19 protein-coding genes are annotated in these 19059 nt (G+C 68.5%); 8 read left to right on the forward strand and 11 right to left on the reverse strand.

The annotated features are described in order from the left end of the window. Positions 1 to 54: 54 nt before the first annotated feature. The gene (locus B7K26_RS06655) at positions 55 to 648 is read right to left on the reverse strand and encodes a DUF3043 domain-containing protein (RefSeq protein ID WP_084078139.1); all 594 of its coding nucleotides are present in this window, start codon (positions 646 to 648) and stop codon (positions 55 to 57) included. Positions 649 to 682: 34 nt separating this feature from the next. After that, positions 683 to 1888 carry a quinolinate synthase NadA gene (gene nadA, locus B7K26_RS06660; protein WP_084078140.1) on the reverse strand — a complete coding sequence of 402 codons (1206 nt, stop codon included), beginning with the start codon at positions 1886 to 1888 and terminating at the stop codon, positions 683 to 685. Positions 1889 to 1928: 40 nt separating this feature from the next. Here nadA and B7K26_RS06665 point away from each other — a divergent pair, with 40 nt between their 5' ends. Together B7K26_RS06665 and erpA are read left to right on the forward strand one after the other, a co-directional pair. Beyond that, positions 1929 to 2888, forward strand: coding sequence for a glycerate kinase (locus B7K26_RS06665; protein ID WP_084078141.1), 960 nt, complete (start codon positions 1929 to 1931; stop codon positions 2886 to 2888). 85 nt (positions 2889 to 2973) lie between these two features. Further along, a complete protein-coding gene (gene erpA, locus B7K26_RS06670; protein ID WP_084078142.1) occupies positions 2974 to 3327 on the forward strand; it encodes an iron-sulfur cluster insertion protein ErpA in 354 nt (117 codons plus the stop codon). 66 nt (positions 3328 to 3393) lie between these two features. On the opposite strand, the gene B7K26_RS06675 is transcribed toward erpA, so the two are convergent. Then, entirely contained in the window at positions 3394 to 4518 is a 1125-nt protein-coding gene (locus B7K26_RS06675) for a cysteine desulfurase family protein (protein WP_084078143.1), read from the reverse strand. Between the two features lie 56 nt (positions 4519 to 4574). Here B7K26_RS06675 and coxB point away from each other — a divergent pair, with 56 nt between their 5' ends. Genes coxB through B7K26_RS06690 form a run of 3 tightly spaced genes read left to right on the forward strand, consistent with a single transcriptional unit; the run spans position 4575 to position 7549 of the window. Then, positions 4575 to 5420 carry a cytochrome c oxidase subunit II gene (gene coxB / locus B7K26_RS06680; RefSeq protein ID WP_084078144.1) on the forward strand — a complete coding sequence of 282 codons (846 nt, stop codon included), beginning with the start codon at positions 4575 to 4577 and terminating at the stop codon, positions 5418 to 5420. Further along, positions 5420 to 7144 (forward strand): cytochrome c oxidase subunit I, encoded by a 1725-nt coding sequence (gene ctaD, locus B7K26_RS06685; RefSeq protein WP_084078145.1) that lies wholly within the window; start codon positions 5420 to 5422, stop codon positions 7142 to 7144. Before coxB ends, ctaD begins: the two co-directional genes overlap by 1 nt. 3 nt (positions 7145 to 7147) lie before the next feature. Continuing rightward, positions 7148 to 7549 carry a cytochrome c oxidase subunit 4 gene (locus B7K26_RS06690; protein WP_084078146.1) on the forward strand — a complete coding sequence of 134 codons (402 nt, stop codon included), beginning with the start codon at positions 7148 to 7150 and terminating at the stop codon, positions 7547 to 7549. Between the two features lie 222 nt (positions 7550 to 7771). Here B7K26_RS06690 and B7K26_RS06695 read toward each other — a convergent pair whose 3' ends face one another. From B7K26_RS06695 to B7K26_RS06720, 6 genes are all read right to left on the reverse strand, one after another. Further along, a complete protein-coding gene (locus B7K26_RS06695) occupies positions 7772 to 8446 on the reverse strand; it encodes a potassium channel family protein (RefSeq protein WP_159449634.1) in 675 nt (224 codons plus the stop codon). A 92-nt stretch (positions 8447 to 8538) separates the two neighbouring features. Further along, positions 8539 to 9159 (reverse strand): superoxide dismutase, encoded by a 621-nt coding sequence (locus B7K26_RS06700; RefSeq protein ID WP_084078148.1) that lies wholly within the window; start codon positions 9157 to 9159, stop codon positions 8539 to 8541. 226 nt (positions 9160 to 9385) lie between these two features. Next, positions 9386 to 11101 (reverse strand): ubiquinol-cytochrome c reductase cytochrome b subunit, encoded by a 1716-nt coding sequence (locus tag B7K26_RS06705; RefSeq protein ID WP_084078149.1) that lies wholly within the window; start codon positions 11099 to 11101, stop codon positions 9386 to 9388. Continuing rightward, a complete protein-coding gene (locus B7K26_RS06710) occupies positions 11101 to 12198 on the reverse strand; it encodes a ubiquinol-cytochrome c reductase iron-sulfur subunit (protein ID WP_084078150.1) in 1098 nt (365 codons plus the stop codon). Before B7K26_RS06710 ends, B7K26_RS06705 begins: the two co-directional genes overlap by 1 nt. Further along, complete coding sequence (locus tag B7K26_RS06715; RefSeq protein WP_084078151.1) at positions 12195 to 12980, reverse strand: cytochrome c; 786 nt, start codon at positions 12978 to 12980, stop codon at positions 12195 to 12197. Before B7K26_RS06715 ends, B7K26_RS06710 begins: the two co-directional genes overlap by 4 nt. A 10-nt stretch (positions 12981 to 12990) precedes the next feature. Further along, a complete protein-coding gene (locus B7K26_RS06720; protein WP_084078152.1) occupies positions 12991 to 13620 on the reverse strand; it encodes a heme-copper oxidase subunit III in 630 nt (209 codons plus the stop codon). Positions 13621 to 13731: 111 nt separating this feature from the next. On the opposite strand from B7K26_RS06720, the gene B7K26_RS06725 reads away from it, so the two are divergent. Both B7K26_RS06725 and trpD read left to right on the forward strand, forming a co-directional pair. Beyond that, positions 13732 to 14160 (forward strand): response regulator transcription factor, encoded by a 429-nt coding sequence (locus B7K26_RS06725; protein ID WP_143340551.1) that lies wholly within the window; start codon positions 13732 to 13734, stop codon positions 14158 to 14160. Between the two features lie 38 nt (positions 14161 to 14198). Next, entirely contained in the window at positions 14199 to 15239 is a 1041-nt protein-coding gene (gene trpD, locus B7K26_RS06730) for an anthranilate phosphoribosyltransferase (protein ID WP_084078154.1), read from the forward strand. A gap of 28 nt (positions 15240 to 15267) precedes the next feature. On the opposite strand, the gene B7K26_RS06735 is transcribed toward trpD, so the two are convergent. Next, positions 15268 to 16956 carry a DEDD exonuclease domain-containing protein gene (locus tag B7K26_RS06735; RefSeq protein WP_159449635.1) on the reverse strand — a complete coding sequence of 563 codons (1689 nt, stop codon included), beginning with the start codon at positions 16954 to 16956 and terminating at the stop codon, positions 15268 to 15270. 86 nt (positions 16957 to 17042) lie between these two features. Between B7K26_RS06735 and B7K26_RS06740 the strand changes: the two genes are divergently transcribed. Further along, positions 17043 to 17246, forward strand: a complete 204-nt coding sequence (locus B7K26_RS06740; protein ID WP_084078607.1) for a hypothetical protein — start codon at positions 17043 to 17045, stop codon at positions 17244 to 17246. Positions 17247 to 17251: 5 nt separating this feature from the next. Here the strand turns inward: B7K26_RS06740 and B7K26_RS06745 are convergent, their stop codons facing one another. Next, positions 17252 to 19048 (reverse strand): long-chain fatty acid--CoA ligase, encoded by a 1797-nt coding sequence (locus B7K26_RS06745; protein WP_084078156.1) that lies wholly within the window; start codon positions 19046 to 19048, stop codon positions 17252 to 17254. Positions 19049 to 19059 lie beyond the last annotated feature (11 nt).

Genomic DNA, 19059 nt, shown 5'->3' on the forward strand with positions numbered 1-19059 from the left:
ATGGCCCGCCGCCCCGGGTGGGGCGACGGGCCATCGGCCATGAAAGACGGCGCGTCAGACGGGGAACTCGCCGCGTGCCACCTTGGGGCGGGGAACGCGGAAGCGGCGCATGTTGAGCGCGCGCGAGATGACGTAGAAAGTCCAGCCGCGGGGCATCCGCGAGGCGCCGAACTTCTCGATGAAGCGCTTCTTCATGCGGCGCACCATGACGAACGTCTCAACGGCTGCGGCGAGCACGAGGACGTAGAAGATGAGCACCATGAGGCCGCCCAGGGCGCCGAACTGGCCCATGAACAGCGACAGGATCACGAAGATGATCGCGACGGGGAGCAGGAACTCGCCCATCGACCAGCGCGCGTCCACGTAGTCGCGCAGCCAGCGACGCTCGGGGCCCCGGTGCTCGAGCGGCATGTTGCGCTCGTCGCCCTCGCGCATCGCCTGGTACTCCTTGTCGCGCTGGACCCGCATCTTCTCGCGGTCGGCCTTCTTGGCCGCCTTGGGGTCGTCGAACAGCGTGCGACGGTTCGCGGCCTCCTGGTCCTTGCGCTTGGGGGTGGGGCGGCCCTTCTTGTCGGAGGGCGCGGCGATCGTCGAGTCGTCAGCGGGGACCTCGACGGTGGAGTCGTCGCTGGGGGTCTTGTCAGTCATGGGTTCCTTGCAGGCGGCCGATGCGGGCGCCGGGTCAGTTCTTGGGTGCGGTGATGCCGGGCAGCGCCAGCATCTGGTCGAGGGCCACCTTGGCCTCGGCCTGGGTCTGGGGGTCGACGACGATGCGGTTGGGCACCTCGCCAGCGACGAGCGACTCGAGAGCCCACACGAGGTGGGGAAGGTCGATGCGGTTCATCGTCGAGCAGAAGCACACCGTGTCCTCGAGGAAGTGGATCTCCTTGTCGGTGTGCTGATTAGCGAGCCTACGCACCAGGTTGAGCTCGGTGCCGATGACCCACGTGGACCCGGGCTCGGCCGCGTCGAGCGCCTGGATGATGTACTCGGTGGAGCCCACGTAGTCGGCGGCACGGACCACGTCGTTGGTGCACTCGGGGTGCACGATCACGTTGATGCCTGGCACCTTGGCGCGGGCGCTGTCCACGTTCTCCTTGCGGAAGCGTCCGTGGACCGAGCAGTGGCCGCGCCACAGGATGATGCGCGCCGCCTCCAACTGCTCGCGGGTGTTGCCGCCGAGCGGCTTGCGCGGGTCGTAGACCACGCAGTCGTCAAGGCTGTAGCCGAGCTTCTCGACGGCGGTGTTGCGGCCAAGGTGCTGGTCGGGAAGGAACAGCACCTTGCCGTCGCCGTCCACGCCGCCCACCTGGTCGTAGGCCCAGCGCAGCGCGACCTCGGCGTTGGACGAGGTGCACACCACGCCGGAGTTGCGGCCGCAGAATGCCTTGATCGCGGCGGTCGAGTTCATGTAGGTGACCGGCACGGTGCGGTCGGCGATGCCGGCCTCGCGCAGCTGGTCCCACGCGTCCTCGACCTGGTTGATGTTCGCCATGTCGGCCATCGAGCAGCCCGCGGCCATGTCGGGAAGCACCACCTGCTGCTCGTCCGAGGTGAGGATGTCGGCTGACTCCGCCATGAAGTGGACGCCGCAGAACACGATGTACTCGGCCTCGGGCCTGGCGGCCGCCTCGCGGGCGAGCTTGAAGGAGTCGCCGGTCACGTCGGCGAACTGGATCACCTCGTCACGCTGATAGTGGTGACCGAGGATGAAGACGCGGTCGCCCAGCGCCTCCTTTGCGGCGCGTGCGCGCGCGACGAGGTCGGGGTCCGAGGCGGATGGGAGGTCACCGGGGCAGTCGACGCCACGCTCCGAGAGCGGGTCGCGGCGGTTGCCCAGGAGCAGGAGCGCCGGAGACTGAGTGGGCTCGGAGAACGTCGTGCTCATACGCACATTGTGGCACGGTCGCCAGGGCACACTAGAGGCCATGCAGATCCTGGTCCTGACCGAAGACTGGCCCGGCGTTCCGGCGGCGCGCGCGGCGGCGCTGGCCCGCGAATCCTGGGCACGGGTAAACCCCGCGGTCGAGGTGACGGCCCTCGCCCTGGGCGGCGGCTCCGCCCGCACGGCCGATGCATGGGAGGGCGAACGCACCGCAGTCGCCGGGGTCGAGGTGGTGTCGGTCGCGGGCGCGACACTCGTGGCGCCCGCGGAGGGCGCGACAAGGTGGGACCCCGATGCTCTCGGTGGTGCGCTGCGGCACCTCGCCGCGGCGCATCACGCGGGACCCGTGCTCGTCCCCGTCGGCGACGACGCTCCCGCGGGCGACGCCACCACCCTGTGGGCCGGCGACGTGGTCGCGATGCGTGAGGCGGTGCGTGGTCTCGATATCCAGGTGCTCATCGCCGCCGACCGACCGCTCGTGGGATTCCATGGCATGTCGAACGCTGTGCGCGACGGGCGGGAGTCCGATGCGGCACTCGCCGTCGCCGCGCAGGCGCAGGAGGAGAGGTGGAGCGCTGTGGCGCGTGCCACCGATCCCGCCGCGCGCTCCTCACTCGTCGGCCCGGCCCGGCTGTCCGATGCGCCCGGCACCGGCGCCGCCGGTGGTCTTGCGTATTGCCTCGCCGCCGTCGGCGCGCACCTGACCCAGGCATCGGCTCGCCTCGCCAGCCTCGCGGGGGCTGACGCGACCGAGGCCGACGTGGTGGTGTCCGTTGGAGGAGAGCTCACGCCCAGGACGCTCGACCACGGCATCGTCCCCGCCGCGAGCAGGCTGGCAGGCCAGCGCGCCGTGCCGTGCGTCGTGGTCGCGCCCCAGGTGCACGTGGGGCGCCGCGACCTCATGGCGGCCGGCGTGGTGGGCTCCCACGAGGGTGAGCCGGGCGAGGCAGGGCTGTCGTCGCAACTCGAGCGCGTCGCGCACACGTGGACGCCGGTGCGCTGACCCCCACGGCATCGGCCACGGATAGTGGCGCTTTCAACGATTCGGCGTAGGCTAGTGCGCACCGACAAGAGAGAGGAGGCGGCATATGACTGACACCGCTGTTGAGGTTCCGACTCACGGAGTGGTCATCACCGACGCCGCCGCTGGCAAGGTGAAGAGCCTGCTCAAGCAGGAGGGTCGTGACGACCTCCGTCTGCGCCTTGCGGTGCAGCCGGGTGGCTGCTCCGGCCTCATCTACCAGCTGTACTTCGACGAGCGCATGCTCGACGGGGACGCGGTCAAGGAGCACGAGGGCGTCGAGGTGGTCGTGGACAAGATGTCCGTGCCCTATCTCGATGGCGCGACGATCGACTTCGCGGACACGATCGAGAAGCAGGGCTTCACGATCGACAACCCGAACGCGTCGAGCTCCTGCGCGTGTGGAGACTCCTTCGCCTGAGTCGACGACCGATACTGCGCGAACGGGCGGTGCGGGCCTTGCGGCCCCGCCGCCCGTTCTGCTGTCTCAGGCCGTCATCGACTGACGGACCTGTTCCACCACCCTGGGCAGCACCGCGAGGAAACGGTCCACGTCCGCCTCGGTCACCCCGGGGTGAAGACCGATGCGCAGGTTGCCGTGGGTAAGGGCGCCCATGGCGGCGAGCACGTGACTGGGCTCGAACGCCGCCTTCCCACAGGCGGAGCCGGACCCGACGGCGATGCCCTCGCGGTCCAGACGCGTCACGAGCGGCTCGCCGTCCAGATAAAGAAAGGCGGCCGTCAGCAGGTGGGGGAGGCGTTCCACGGCGTCGCCGACGAGGTGCACACCCTCGACCCGCGCGAGCCCCGCCCGCATGCGGTCGACGAGAGCGTGTTGTCGGCGCGCCTCGGCCTCCATTCCCTCGAGCATTTCCTGGAGGGCGACTGCCGCGGCCAGCGCGAGGGGCACCGAGACGCCGCCCGGCGCCCACGGGTCGGAGCCCTCGGGCCAGTGGGGGAGCCAGCGGGTGCGGGGGCCCAGCGCGATGACGCCGAGGCCTGCCGGTGCTCCCCAGTCGGCGGGATCCGCGATGAGCGCGTCCCAGCGCTCGGGGGCCGGCACGTGGCCGATCGTGGCCGTCGCGTCGACGACCAGCGGGACCCCGGCGGGCTCGGTGATGTCCGCGACGGCGTCCAGCCGCTGGAGGGTGCCGATCTCGTGGTTGCCATGCTGCAGCGCGATGAGGGCCGTACCGGGGTGCGTGGCGCCCTGCCGCACGGCATCGATGTCGACGTGGCCGTCGGCGTCGACGGGGTAGCGGTCGACCGCACCGGGCGCGAGGAAGTCGGCGGTGTCGAGAACGAGGTCCCGTTCGATGGTCGACACGCCGATGCGATCGCGTCCCCGGCGAGCCGTAAAGACCCCCGTGAGCAGGCGTTCGACGGCGAAGGGAACGGACGAGGCGAGGTGCACGTTGTCACGGTGGACACCCCACGCTTCGGCGATGGCCTCGCGGGCCCCGTCGACAAGCGCCCTGGCACGGCGCGACTCGGCCGTCAGACGCGCCGGATCGGCCCAGCCATCCGCAAGTCCGGCCCGCAGCGCATCGGCCGTACGAGGGGTGACGGGGGCGCGGCCCCCGGCGTCAAGGAAGAGGCGCTGCGCTGGCATGCCCTCACGGTATCGCGCGCTAGACTGCCCGTGTGTCCCACGAACTACGTCCCCGCATGCCCAGAAAAGCCGTCATGGGTGCCGGCGCGGCGGCCGCGGTCCTCCTGCTCTCGGGGTGTTCCCAGGGCATCGAGAACGGCGCGCTTCCCTCGACTCCGGAGATCACCAATCAGACCGGCCGCGTCATCGACCTGTGGAACGGCTCCTGGATCGCCGCGCTCATCGTCGGCGTCATCACCTGGGGTCTGATCCTCTGGTGCGTCGCCGTCTACCGCAAGCGCAAGGGCGACAACAAGCTTCCCGTCCAGACCAGGGTGAACCTGCCCCTCGAGCTGATGTACACCATCGTGCCGATCATCGCGATCGGCGTGCTGTTCAAGTACACCGCCGAGGACATCTCGTTCCTCACGGACACCTCCGCCGACGCCGACATCGAGATTCAGGTGGTCGGTAAGCAGTGGAGCTGGGACTTCAACTACCTGACGGACGACGTGTTCGACCCGGGTGTGCAGGCTCAGCTCACGGGCGAGGAGGGCGTCGAGGAGACTCTCCCGACCCTGTACCTGCCCGTCAACGAGACGGTGCACTTCTACCTCAACTCGCGCGACGTCATCCACTCGTTCTGGATCCCCGCGTTCCTCTACAAGGAGGACACGGTCCCCGGTCGCACCAACGAGTGGCAGGTGACTCCCACCAAGACCGGTACCTATCAGGGCAAGTGCGCCGAGCTGTGCGGCGAGTACCACGCCTCCATGCTCTTCAACGTGAAGGTCGTGGAGCGCGACGAGTACGACGCGTACATGGAGGAGCTGCGCGACAAGGGCTACGAGGGTGCCTTGGGCCTCGAGTACAGCCGCGACCAGGTGGTCGAGTTCACCACCGAGCACGGGGAGACTGAGTAATGGCCACGGCCACGTATGAGACCGAGCGCGACCTCACCGAGGCACCCGCGCCGACCGCAGCCCCCGCCCGCTCGGGGTCCATCGTCATCAAGTGGATCACCTCCACCGACCACAAGACGATCGGGTACATGTACCTGATCACGTCGTTCATGTTCTTCATCATCGGCGGCGTGCTTGCGCTGCTGATCCGTGCCGAGTTGTTTGCGCCCGGCATGCAGGTGGTGCAGTCGGCGGAGCAGTACAACCAGCTGTTCACAATGCACGGCACGATCATGCTGCTGCTGTTCGCGACGCCGCTGTTCGCCGGTTTCGCCAACGTCATCACCCCGCTGCAGATCGGTGCGCCCGACGTCGCGTTCCCGCGTCTGAACATGTTCGCGTACTGGCTGTACCTCTTCGGCGGTGTCATCGCCGTCGCCGGCTTCTTCACGCCGCAGGGTGCCGCGTCGTTCGGATGGTTCGCCTACTCGCCGCTGTCCAACGCCGTGTACTCGCCCGGCGTGGGTGGAAACCTGTGGGTCTTCGGCCTCGCGCTCGGTGGCTTCGGCACCATCCTCGGTGCGGTGAACTTCATCACCACCATCGTCACCATGCGTGCGCCCGGCATGACGATGTTCCGCATGCCGATCTTCACGTGGAACATCCTCGTGACCTCGATGCTGGTCCTGCTGGCCTTCCCGCCGCTGGCCTCGGCCCTGTTCGCGCTCGGCTCGGACCGCGTCCTTCACTCGCAGGTGTTCAACCCGGACAACGGCGGCGCCATCCTGTGGCAGCACCTGTTCTGGTTCTTCGGGCACCCCGAGGTCTACATCATCGCCCTGCCGTTCTTCGGCATCATCACGGAGATCCTCCCCGTCTTCTCGCGCAAGCCGCTGTTCGGTTATCACGGCCTGGTCTACGCGACGATCGCGATTGCGGCGCTGTCCGTGACCGTGTGGGCACACCACATGTACGTCACCGGCGCGGTCCTGCTGCCGTTCTTCTCGTTCATGACGATGCTGATCGCGGTGCCGACAGGCGTGAAATTCTTCAACTGGATCGGCACGATGTGGCGAGGGAAGCTCACCTTTGAGACCCCGATGCTGTGGACCATCGGCTTCCTCATCACCTTCCTCTTCGGCGGCCTCACCGGCATCATCCTGTCGGCCCCGCCGCTGGACTTCCCGATCTCGGACTCCTACTTCGTGGTCGCCCACTTCCACTACGTGGTGTTCGGCACCGTCGTGTTCGCGATGTTCGCCGGCTTCTACTTCTGGTGGCCCAAGTTCACGGGCAAGATGCTCAACGAGCGCTGGGGCAAGGTGCACTTCTGGCTGCTGTTCGTCGGCTTCCACACCACGTTCCTCATCCAGCACTGGCTGGGCGCCTCCGGCATGGCGCGACGCTACGTCGACTACATGCCCGAGGACGGCTTCACCTGGATGAACCAGGTGTCGACCGTGGGCTCCGTGATCCTCGCGCTGTCGACCCTGCCGTTCTTCTGGAACGTGTACATCACCGCGAAGCGTGCGCCCAAGGTCACCGTCGACGACCCGTGGGGCTACGGCAACTCGCTCGAGTGGGCCACCTCGTGCCCCCCACCGCGCCACAACTTCGTGTCGATCCCGCGCATCCGTTCGGAGCGTCCCGCGTTCGACCTCCACCACCCGGAGGCCGCCGCACGCGACCACGCGTCGGCGCACCACGCCCCCGTGGACGCCGCCCCCGTCTCGAAGGAGTCCTGACCCATGCGTCTTGAAGCCAACATCTTCACGCTACCGTCGCTCTTCTTCCTCGTGGCGGGAACGGCCTACGGCATCTTCACCGGCTGGTCGGAGTGGGTGGGTCTCACCTGCATCCTGCTGACCTTCGGCATGTTCATCATGGTGGGCATCTACTTCAAGATGCTCGCCAAGCGTCACGGTATGCGCGCCGAGGACGACAACGACGGCGAGATCTCGCAGCTGTCCGGAGAGCAGGGTGTGTACGCGCCGTGGAGCTGGTGGCCGCTGCCGCTGGCCCTCGGAGGCGCCCTCGCCTTCACCGCGATGGCCGTGGGCTGGTGGCTCATGGTTCCCGCCGCCGTCATCGGCGTCGTGGGCCTGTGTGGCTGGGTGATGGAGTTCTCCACCGGCCGCCACGCGCACTAACTCTCAGCATCGACGAAGGCCCGTCTCCCCACGAGGGGAGGCGGGCCTTCGTCATGTCCTCTCGTCCTTCACCCGCCTGCCACCCGCCCCGCTCCCACCCCCACCGTGACCGTCGCAAATGGCCACATTTGCGGCACTCAACGCGCGTTCGAGCCGCAAATGTGGCCATTTGCGGCCGGAGCGGAGGGGGCGTGGTGGCGTGGTGGCGGCACCGCGGACGAGCTAGCGCTTGTCTCGCTGCATGAGCCCCGCGACGCCGACCAGGCGCGCGATGACGACCGCCACGAACAGTGGCCCCACCACGGCCTCGGCGGCGGCCAGGGAGCGTGCCCACGGCCCGACGGGGACGATGTCGCCGAAGCCCAGGGTGGCGAGCGTGACGAAGCTCGCGTAGACCATGTCCTGCCACCCGAGGTCCTCACCGGTCGACAGCGCGACCCAGGAGCCCGGGTCGAGCAGCACCTGCAGGCCCGTGAAGGCCGCGAAGACGCCGCCGATGAGGAGATACGCGCTGAGGGCTATGAGCAGCATGTCGGTGGTGCGCAGGTCCGCAGGGGGCCTCAACAGCGCGTCTCCGAGGGTGACGAGGAGAGCGGCCTGCAGCACCCCGATGCCGCTGACCAGAATCGCCTGGGCGGCGGTCGAATCCTGGTGCAGGACAAACCACAGTCCGGCGGCTCCCATCACCACAGAAGCGCCGATGAGCAGCCGGTGCTGCGCGGCATTGGGCGCGAAGCGCGTGACGGCGACCGCGATCAACGCGATGTACACGGCGACGTAGACCGCGGCCCACCCATGGCCCCGCAGCGTGAGGGGCGCGCCAAACTGCGCAACCGTCAGGACGATCAGCAGGGCCGCCAGGTGCCGTCGGGACGGAGCCGCGGGGGAGTCGGTCATAGTCACGCAATCTAGCGGCAGCATGTGCCCGGACGCGCGAAGGGCGGGTCACCCCTCGGGGTGACCCGCCCTTCGCGGTGGTCGCGTGGCGATTACTGGACGATGAGGCCCTGGGTCGCGGTCGCGGTGATGAAGCGCTGCTGGACGTTGGCCCAGTCCACGACGTTCCACCACGCCTTGACATAGTCGGCCTTCACGTTCTTGTACTGGAGGTAGAACGCGTGCTCCCACATGTCGAGCATGAGCAGCGGGATGAGGCCGACGGGGACGTTGCCCTGCTGGTCGTAGAGCTGGACGATGATGAGCTTCTTGCCGATGGTGTCCCAGGCGAGGATCGACCAACCCGAGCCCATGATGGTCATGGCGTTGTTGGTGAAGTGAGCCTGGAAGCCGTCGAACGAGCCGAAGTGCTCGTCGATCGCAGCGGCGAGCTCGCCGGTGGGCTTGTCGCCGCCCTCGGGGGAGAGGTTGGTCCAGAAGATCGAGTGGTTGGTGTGGCCACCGAGGTTGAAGGCGAGGGCCTTCTCGAGGCCAGCGATGGCGCCGAAGTCGCCTGACTCGCGCGCGGCGGCCATCTTCTCCAGTGCGGTGTTGGCGCCCGCGACGTAGGCGGCGTGGTGCTTGCTGTGGTGCAGCTCCATGATTTCGCCGGCGATGTGGGGGTCAAGTGCGCCGTAGTCGTAGCTCAGATCGGGCAGCGTGTAGTCAGCCATGCTTCCTCCTGCTCAGGGCGCGGCGGTGGCCGCGCTGGTATTTCCGGGGTACGGGTCGAGCCTATCGCCGTCGACGCGGCGACGGGCACCGATGCCCGGGTGTGTCAACGCCGGGCGAGGCTCACGGATTCCTCCTCATGCGTGCCGGGTGCGAGTGGGCCGGATGAACGACGAGGGCGGCACCCCCGTGGTGGGGATGCCGCCCTCGTGTGCGGTGCGGGGAGGGCTACTTAGCCTCGTCCTCGACCTTGTTCCACTCGCCGGTGAGGCGCTCGTCGGCGTCCTTCGCATCGGCGGCCTGGATGTCGGCCTCGGCGTTGCCGTGACCGTGGTGGTGCTGAGCCTCGTCGTACTCCGCCTTGGTGACGGGCGAGATGCGCTCCTCGTAGTAGAAGCGCGACAGGGCCTGCTTGAAGCGGTCCCAGCGGTAGCCCTTGCGGCGCACACCGTTCTCGTTGTACTCCGGCGCCACCTCGAGCGGGGCGATGTCGTCGTGCGAGACGCGCAGCCACACCTCCTGCTCGTCCAGCGGGCTGTGAACCTCGATGTACTCGCCGTTCTCGTGGCGGACGATGGTGCCCGTCTCGTGTCCGTGGAGCACCAGCTCGCGGTCCTTGCGCTGAAGGCCCATGCAGATGCGCTTGGTGACCCAGAACATGATCGGGGGCAGGATGAAGATCGCCCACTGGAAGAAGATCGTGAGGTCGTTGAGCGACAGGTGGAACAGCGTCGCGACGATGTCGTTCGATCCCTCGAGCACCAGGATCACATAGAAGGTGATGGTGGCGACGCCGATGCCCGTACGGACCGGGACGTTGCGAGGACGGTCGAGGACGTGCTTCTCGCCGCGGTCGCCGGTGGCCCACTTCTCGATCCACGGGTACATCGCGATGAATCCGAAGAACAGTCCGGGCATGATCAGCGCGGGCAGGAGGATGTTCATCGACAGGGTGTAGCCGAAGATCTCCCACTCCATCGGGATGCCGAACAGCCAGCCGGGCATGAGGCGCAGGGCGCCGTCGACGAACAGGATGTACCAGTCGGGCTGGGTTCCCGCGGAGACGGGGGACGGGTCGTAGGGGCCGTAGTTCCACACCGGGTTGATGGTGAAGACCGCAGCCACCAGGGCGATGATGCCGAAGACGACGAAGAAGAAGCCGCCGGCCTTCGCGGTGTAGACGGGGAACAGGGGCAGGCCGACCACGTTGCGGTCGGTCTTGCCGCCGCCCGGGTACTGGGTGTGCTTGTGCAGGAACACCAGGAACAGGTGCACAGCGATCAGCGCCAGGATCAGGCCGGGAACCAGCAGGATGTGCGCGGTGAACAGGCGGGGAATGATGTCGCCACCCGGGTACTCGCCGCCGAACAGCCAGTAGGACGTGTACGAGCCGATGATCGGGATCGACTTCACGACGCCGTCGATGATGCGCAGGCCGTTGCCGGACAGCACGTCATCGGGAAGCGAGTAGCCGGTGAAGCCGGCCGCGAGGCCGAGGACCATGAGCGTGAAGCCGACGAGCCAGTTGAGCTCGCGGGGCTTACGGAACGCGCCGGTGAAGAACACGCGGCACATGTGGGTCATGATCGCGGCGAGGAACAGCAGCGCCGACCAGTGGTGAATCTGGCGAATCAGCAGGCCGCCGGGGACCTCGAAGGAGATCTTGAGGGTCGAGGCAAAGGCCTCGGTCATCGAGACGCCGTGCATGGTCTCGAAGGCGCCCTCGTAGTGGACCTCGGTCATCGACGGCACAAAGAAGGCCGTGAGGAAGACACCCGAGAGCAGCAGGACCACGAACGAGTACAGGGCGATCTCGCCCAGCATGAACGACCAGTGGTCGGGGAAGAGCTTGCGCGCGAAGAACTTGACGAAGCCGCCGATCGAGGTGCGATCGTCGACAAAGTTCGCGGTGCCGCCTGCGGCGTTGTTCAGCTTGGTGCCCATCAGTGGCTCTCCTCCTCGACGGACGTGGCCTCGGTGGTCGAGTCACCCTTGAGGCGCGTCCAGTACGACGGACCCACGGGCTCGTCGAAGTCGTTCTGCGCGACGATGTAGCCATCGTCATCCACCGAGATGGGCAGCTGCGGCAGGGGGCGCTTGGCGGGGCCGAAGACGACCTTGGCGCCGTCCGAGACGTCGAAGGTCGACTGGTGGCACGGGCACAGCAGGTGGTGCGTCTGCTGCTCGTACAGGGCCACGGGGCAACCGACGTGCGTGCAGATCTTGGAGTACGCGATGACGCCGTCGAACGACCAGTCCTCGCGGCCCTCCTGGATCTTGAGGTCCTCGGGGTTGAGGCGCAGCAGCAGGACGACGGCCTTGGCCTTCTCCGCCATCTTCTCGTGGTGCTCGAGGTCGTTGAGGCCCTCGGGAATCACGTGGAAGACGGAGCCGATGGTGACGTCGGCTGCCTTGATGGGCGAGCCATCGGGGTCGCGGGTCAGGCGTACACCGGGGCCCCACATGGTGTGGCGGAACTTGGAGATGTTCCAGTCCGAGCCCATGTTGCCGATCTGCGGCACGAGCACCGACAGGGGAGCGATCGCGAGGGCGGTGATGAGCGAACCCTTAAGCAGGCTGCGGCGCTTGACGCCGGTGCCCGCCTCGTCGGGGGTGCCGAGGCCGGAGTCGGTGACGCCGTCCTTGAGGTTCTGGATGGCAGCTTCGCGGTTCTCGTCGGACGTGCGCAGCGCGTGGCGCTCCTCGACCATCTCGTGGTCGCGCATGAGGGTCTTGGCCCAGTGAATGGCGCCGAAACCGATGCCGACCATGGCGAGGAACACGCCAATGCCGATCCACAGGTTCATGCGGTGGACCGCGTCGACGTCGCTGCCATCGCCCGCGTCGAGGCCGAAGTAGGCCCAGATCGCGATGATGGTGCCCAGCGCCGACAGGCCGAACAGGGCGGCGACCTGGCGCTCGGCGCGACGGTCGGCCTTGGGCTCGACGTCCGCGCGACGGGGACGGTGGTGCGCGAGTCCGGGGTCCGTAAACCCGTTCTTCGTCACGGGCTCTTCTTCGTGGTGCTCAGGGGTGCTCATGAGGAACGTGCTCCAACCCAGACGGTAGCGCCGATGATCAGGCCGAGGAGGACCAGCCAGGCCCAGAAGCCCTCGGAGACGGGGCCGATGGCGCCCAGCGACAGGCCGCCGGGGGAACCCTCCTGCTGGGCCGTGAGGTAGGCGATGACGTCGCGCTTGTTCTCGGGCGTGATGTTGGCGTCGTTGAAGACCGGCATCGACTGCGGGCCGGTCAGCATGGCCTCGTAGATGTGGGTGGGGGTGGTCTCGAGCAGCGAGGGCGCGTACTTGCCCTGCGTCAGGGCGCCGCCTCCACCGATCGAGCCGTGGCACATCGCGCAGTTGGTGCGGAACACCTCCATGCCGTTGGCGGCGTCGCCCAGCGAGGCGTCGACCTGCTCAGCGGTCGGGACGGCGGGGCCTGCACCGAGCGAGGAGACCCACGCGGCGAGCTGGTCGATCTCGTCCTGGGTGAACTGCGCCTTCTTGGCGATGGCCTGCGGACCGGAGGCCTGCATCGGCATACGACCGGTGCCGACCTGGAAGTCGACGGCCGCGGCACCCACGCCGACGAGCGACGGCGCGACGCCGTCCTGACCCTCGGCGTCGAGGCCGTGGCAGGACGCGCAGTTCGCGGCGAAGAGGGCCTCGCCGGTCGCGATGTCGTCGGCCGATGCGGTCTCGGTTGCGGCCGCGGTGGAAGGCGCGGCGATGGCCGCCACGCCGGTGATCAGAGCGAGCAGCGCGAGCACCAGCAGCAGCGGTGCTGCTTTGTGGTGGCGCCTGCGAGCGATTGCGTGCATCGGGATTCCCTTACTGAACCAGGTAGATCACGGCGAACAGGGCGATCCAGACGACGTCGACGAAGTGCCAGTAGTAGGACACGACGATCGCCGTGGTCGCCTCGTGCGTGCCGTACTTCTTCGCGGCGAACGAGCGCGCGAGCACGAACAGCATGGCGATGAGTCCACCGACGACGTGCAGGCCGTGGAAGCCGGTCGTGAGGTAGAACACCGACCCGTACGGGCTCGACGAAATGGTGAGTCCCTCGGACACGAGCATCGCGTACTCGTAGACCTGGCCGGCGACAAAGACCGAGCCCATGATGAACGTCAGGACAAACCACTCGTGCATGCCCCACGACTTCACGTTCCAGAAGGAACCGGTGCGGCGGCGCTGGTAGCGCTCGGCCGCCCACACGCCAGCCTGGGCGGTGAAGGAGGACAGCACCAGCACGGTGGTGTTCGCGAGAGCGAAGGGGACGTTCAGGAGCTCCGTCTTATCGGCCCAGACCTCGGGCACCTGAGCACGCAGCGTGAAGTACATCGCGAAGAGACCCGCGAAGAACATCAGCTCCGAACTGAGCCAGACGATCGTGCCGACGGCTACCTGGTTAGGGCGCGTGGCATGGATGGGTGACGGCATAGTCGTCGCTTGGGACATAGGTCCCATTAAAGCGCAAGAAAGAGGCCGCGGGCGCCAGGTGGGGCTGCCTGTCGCGGCTCTCGAAGGGGTTAACGAACGACCTTCTCGGAACGTGCCAGAATGGCCACCATGAGTGACGTGGCCAAGCACGAAGAATCTGCCGCGACGCCGTCCAAGGCGCGCATCCTTGTCTACAGCGACGACCGCAACGTGCGGGAGAAGGTGCGCTTCGCGGTCGGGTCGTCCACGCACGGCCGTCCCGTCGACTGGCACGAGACCGCGACGCACGCCGCCGTGATCGAGGCAGTCGAGACGCAGCGCTTCGACCTGCTCATCCTCGACGGCGAGGCCGCGAAGGTGGGCGGCATGGGCATCTGCCGCCAGATCAAGAAGGAAATCTTCGACGCGCCCCCGGTCCTGCTCCTGGTGGGTCGTCCCGCCGATGCGTGGCTCGCGACCTGGTCCGAGGCGGAAGCCGCCGTGGCCCACCCGCTCGACCCCTTCGTGGTCCGTGACGCCGTCGACGCGTTCTTTGCGCCCGCCGCGCAGAACTCCTGATTCCCTCATCCCGCCCCTGACCTAACTACGGAGGCGCCGTGGCCGCGCTGCAGGAACTGCTGTCCCGACTCGTCGAGCATGAGGACCTGACCGCGGAGGAGACGGCCGCGGTGATGGACGACATCCTCACCGACTCGGCGTCGCCCGTGGCGATGGGGGCGTTCCTCGCGGCCCTGCGAGTCAAGCGGGAGACGCCCACGGAGGTGGCCGGCCTTGCCGCGGCGATGCTGCGGCATGCGCTGCGCTTCGAAGTGCCCGGTCGCACCGTCGACATCGTGGGCACGGGTGGCGACGGGTTCTCGACCGTCAACATCTCGACAATGTCGTCGCTCGTGATGGCGGGTGCCGGCCTGACCGTGGTCAAGCATGGCAACCGCGCCGCCACCTCGAAGTCGGGGAGTGCCGATGTGCTGGGCGAGCTCGGCGTGCGGTTGGATCTGCCGGTCGAGCGGGTGAAGGAACTCGTAGGTGAGGTCGGCATCACGTTCTGCTTCGCCCAGGTGTTCCACCCGGCCATGCGTTTCGCCATGCCCATCCGCAAGGAGCTGGGCGTGCCGACGACCTTCAACATCCTCGGGCCGCTGACGAACCCCGCGCAGCCGTCCGCGACGGCCATCGGGTCGTCGAGCCTCAGGGTGTCGCCCGTCCTCGCCGGCGTTGTCGCCGAGCAGGGTCGCGAGGCTCTCGTGTTCTACAGCGACAACGGGCTCGACGAGCTGGCGGGCACCTGCCCCGCGACGGTGTGGGAGGTGCGCGGCGGGGGAGTGACGGAGCTTCGTCTCGACCCCGTGGCCGACCTTGGCCTCACGCCCATCGGCGTCGAGGACATTCGTGGCGGCAGCGCGGCGGAGAACGCCGTGGTCGCACGCGAGCTGCTCGCCGGGGCGACCGGTCCCGTGCGCGAGACGGTGCTCCTCAACGCCGCCGCCGGCATCGTGTCCGATGCGACTCTGCCAGGCACGGCCTCCGGCACCCTTGTCGAGCGCATGCGGGTCGGCATGGACCACGCCGCGCGGGCCATCGACTCGGGGGCCGCGGCCTCCGTGCTCGAGCGGTGGGCGGCAGCGAGCCAGTCCTAGCGACGCGCGGCGCTGATCCCCGGGGCGGCTACCGCGCCGTCGCGGCGATCTTGCCGTGATCGAGGCGGCGCGCGTCCACCCAGCGATGGTGGCGACCGGCCGAGGTGAGCGGCGAGGCCCACTCGCCGTCGACATACAGCAGTCGGGTACCGGGGCGTTCGAGCCAGCGCAGGATCATCTCCTGCTCCTCGACGAGCGGCTCCTCGATCTCGAGGGAGTCCCACGCGTCGCGGAGCGGTGCCGCCGCGTCCCAGACGCCCGACCGGACCCTTGCAGACCCCACGAGCGTGCCGCCCGCGGTGGCGACAAGTTCCCACGCATCGTCGACGCGGCGCACCGCGACGATCTTGCAGGCACGCAGCGACGCGAGTCGGCTCGCGCGCTCGGCGGCGTCCACCACGGCACTGATGGCGTCGCGCGCATCGGCCGCGCGCTCGAACTCCTCGGCCGCGGCGTGGTGGGCGACGTCGGCGGCGAGCGCCTCGACGACGGGAGAGATGTCGAGCCTTAGCGCGTCTCGCGCCGCGTCGACAGTGGCCTCGTAGCCGCTCGCGGTCCCGAGCACGCACGGGGCGGTGCAGCGCCCGAGGTCCTGCTGGATGCAGGCGCGGGCGCCGGCGCGAGGGGCGCGCGTGAGGCGCGTGGTGCACGTGCGTACCCCGAGGGCATGCTGGAGTGCCTCGACGGCACGCCGCGCATCGGCGGCCGAGCGCATCGGCCCCAGGTCCGCGCCATCGGCCGCGGCCGACCGGCTGACGACCAGTCGCGGAAACGCCTCATCGGTCAGCCGCACCCACGGCGTGCGCTCGGGCCGCGCCGAGCGGCGGTTGTACCGGGGCCGGAACGAGTCGATCATCCGCACCTCGAGGACGTTCGCCTCGAGTTCGGTGGGGCACACCACGGTGTCGACGCTCACCGCAAGGTCGATCATCTCGCGGATGGGTCGGCGCGTCTCCGCCTTGGTGAAGTACGACTTCACCCGCGAGCGGAGGTTCTTGGAGGTACCCACGTAGAGCCTCTCGCCCCGCGGACCCCGAAACGTGTAGACGCCGGGTTTGGCGGGGACGGTGTCGGCCATGGTGGCCTTGCGCCTGACCTTGTCGGACACCGGGTCCCTAAGCGTGGCGAGATCGGCGCGGTGAGTGATGCCGAAGGCCGCGAGGCGCTCGAGCATCCCGTGGAGAATCTCGCCGGTCGCGCGGGCATCCTCCAGCGCACGATGGTTGGGGGTGACGCGGGTGCCGAACACGCGCGCCAGCGTGCCGAGCTTGCGGTTGGGCGCCTCCTCCTTGGTGACCACGCGTCGGGCCAGCGTGAGGGTGTCGACGACCTCGGGGCCCGGCCACCGGTATCCGTGGGCACGGCAGGCGGCCCTGAGGAAGCCCACATCGAAGCGGGCGTTGTGAGCGACGAGCACGGCGTCGCCGAGGAATTCAAGGAACGCCGGGAGCACCTGTTCGATGCGAGGCGCCGCGACCACCATCGCGTCGGTGATGCCCGTGAGCGCGACGATCATCGGAGGGATGGGCGAGCCTGGGTCCACGAGCGTCTGGAACTCGCCGATGACCTCGCCGCCGCGGGTCTTGACCGCGCCGATCTCGGTGATGCCACAGTCGGCAGGGGAGGCGCCGGTGGTCTCCAGGTCGACGACGACGAAGGTGGTGGCCGAGAGCGGCTCGCCGATCGCGTCGAGGCTGTCCTGGACTTCAAAGCTCATGAGGGACACGGTACGTCCGGCCACCGACATCGACGTCACGGGCCTCGGAGCGTGCGATGTCAGAGGCGCGACATAGCGTCGCGAGCATGAACATTGATTGCGACACCTGCGAGGTGAAGGGGAAGGCCTGCGGCGACTGCTTCGTGTCCTTCCTCACCGTGCGGACACGGACGCCGGACGCCGTGGAGATGGACGACGCCCAGCGCCGCGCGGTCGACACGATGGTCGCAGGCGGCCTGGTGCCGCCGCTGCGGCTCGTCGACGCGAGGCAGCGCCGACGAGCCGGATAGCGGGCCTAGTTGCCGCCGTGCTTGCCGGAGTAGATCGACTCGATCACCGGCGCGAAGTCGGCGAGCACGCGCGCACGCTTCACCTTGAGCGAGGGCGTCAGGTAGCCGTTCTCCACCGTGAGGTCGCCGTCGATGATGCGGAAGGTGCGGACGGACTCCGCTCGCGACACTGCACGGTTGGCGCGATCCACGGCCTTCTGAATGCGCTCAAGGATGCGGGGGTCCTGCGCTGCCTCTGCCGCGGTCATCGGCTCCCAGCCCTTGCCCTTGAGCCAGCCGGGCAGCGCGTCCGCGTCGAGCGTGATGAGGGCCGCGATGAACGGCTGCGCGTCACCGACGACGACGCACTGGCTGACGAGGGCGTAGCCGCGGATGCGATCCTCGAGCTCCGCCGGCGCGACGTTCTTGCCGCCCGCGGTGACGATGATCTCCTTCTTGCGACCGGTGATCGTGAGGTAGCCGTCCGCGTCCTCCGCGCCGATGTCGCCGGTGTGGAACCAGCCGTCCACGACGGCCTCGTCGAAGGCCGTGGGGTTGCGGTGGTAGCCCGTGAAGAGCTGCTCGCCGCGCATGAGCACCTCGCCGTCGTCGGCGATGCGCACCTCGATGCCGGGAAGCGCGGGGCCCACCGTGCCGATCTTCGCGAGTCCCGTGCGGTTCACGTGCGAGGCCGCGTTGGTCTCAGTGAGGCCGTATCCCTCGAGCACCACGAGTCCGAGGCCACGGTAGAAGTGGCCCAGGCGGTCGCCCAGCGGCGCCGATCCCGAGACAGCCCAGTGCGCGCGCCCACCGAGCAGCGCGCGGATCTTCTTCAGCACCAGCGCGTCGGCGACAGCATGCTTGAGCTTGAGGCCGATGCCGGGGCCACGCTCCGTGTCGAGCGCCTTGGAGTGGGCGATGGACTGCTGGGCGGCCCAGCGGAAGATCTTGACCTTGCCGTCGGCGGCAGCCTTCTGCTCGGCGCCGTTGTAGACCTTCTCGAATACGCGCGGAACCGCGAGCAGCAGCGTGGGGCGCATGGTGCCGATGAGAGGCACGAGCCGCGAGGCATCGGGGCAGTAGCCGATGACCACGCCACCCGCGAGCAGGATGTGCTGCACCAGGCGCGCGAGCGAGTGCGCAAGGGTGAGGAACAGCACCGTCGAGGCGCCGTCCTCGAGGATGATCTCGCTCATCTCGTCCGTCATGCCGGCGATGTGGCGGGTGTACGAGAACTGCGTGAGCTCCACGCCCTTGGGCCGGCCCGTGGTGCCGGACGTGTACATGATGGTCGCGAGCGTCTCGTGACCCACCGTGGCCAGCGCGGCGTCGAGCTCACCGTCGGTGACGGCGGCGCCGTCGGCCGCGAGCGTGTCCATCGCGCCCTCGTCGATGACGAGGACCTCGCGCAGCGGCGTGCTCGCCTGGGCGAGCACCTCACGGGCGCGCGCGGCGTGCGACTCACGCTCGGCGATGACCACGGAGACCTCGGCGTCTTCGCAGATCCACTGAATCTGGTCCACCGAGGAGGTGTCGTAGATCGGCACGGGAATCGCGCCGGCGGTCATGATGGCGAGGTCGCACACGGTCCACTCCCACCGCGTGCGCGCGAGGATCGCCACGCGGTCGCCCGGCTTCACGCCGTGAGCGATGAGCCCCTTGGCGGTGGCGTCCACCTGCGCGCGTGCCTGCGCGCCCGTGATGTCGACCCAACTGTCGTCGGGGAGGGGGCTCCTCGCGACGGTGGTGGTGGCGCGAGAATCCCAGGTCGTGCGGACCAGGGAGACGATGTGGGGCGCATACGTTGCGTCCTGAGGGGGCATGAGGTTCTGTC

Source organism: Demequina sp. NBRC 110057, from assembly GCF_002090175.1.
Lineage (GTDB): Bacteria > Actinomycetota > Actinomycetes > Actinomycetales > Demequinaceae > Demequina.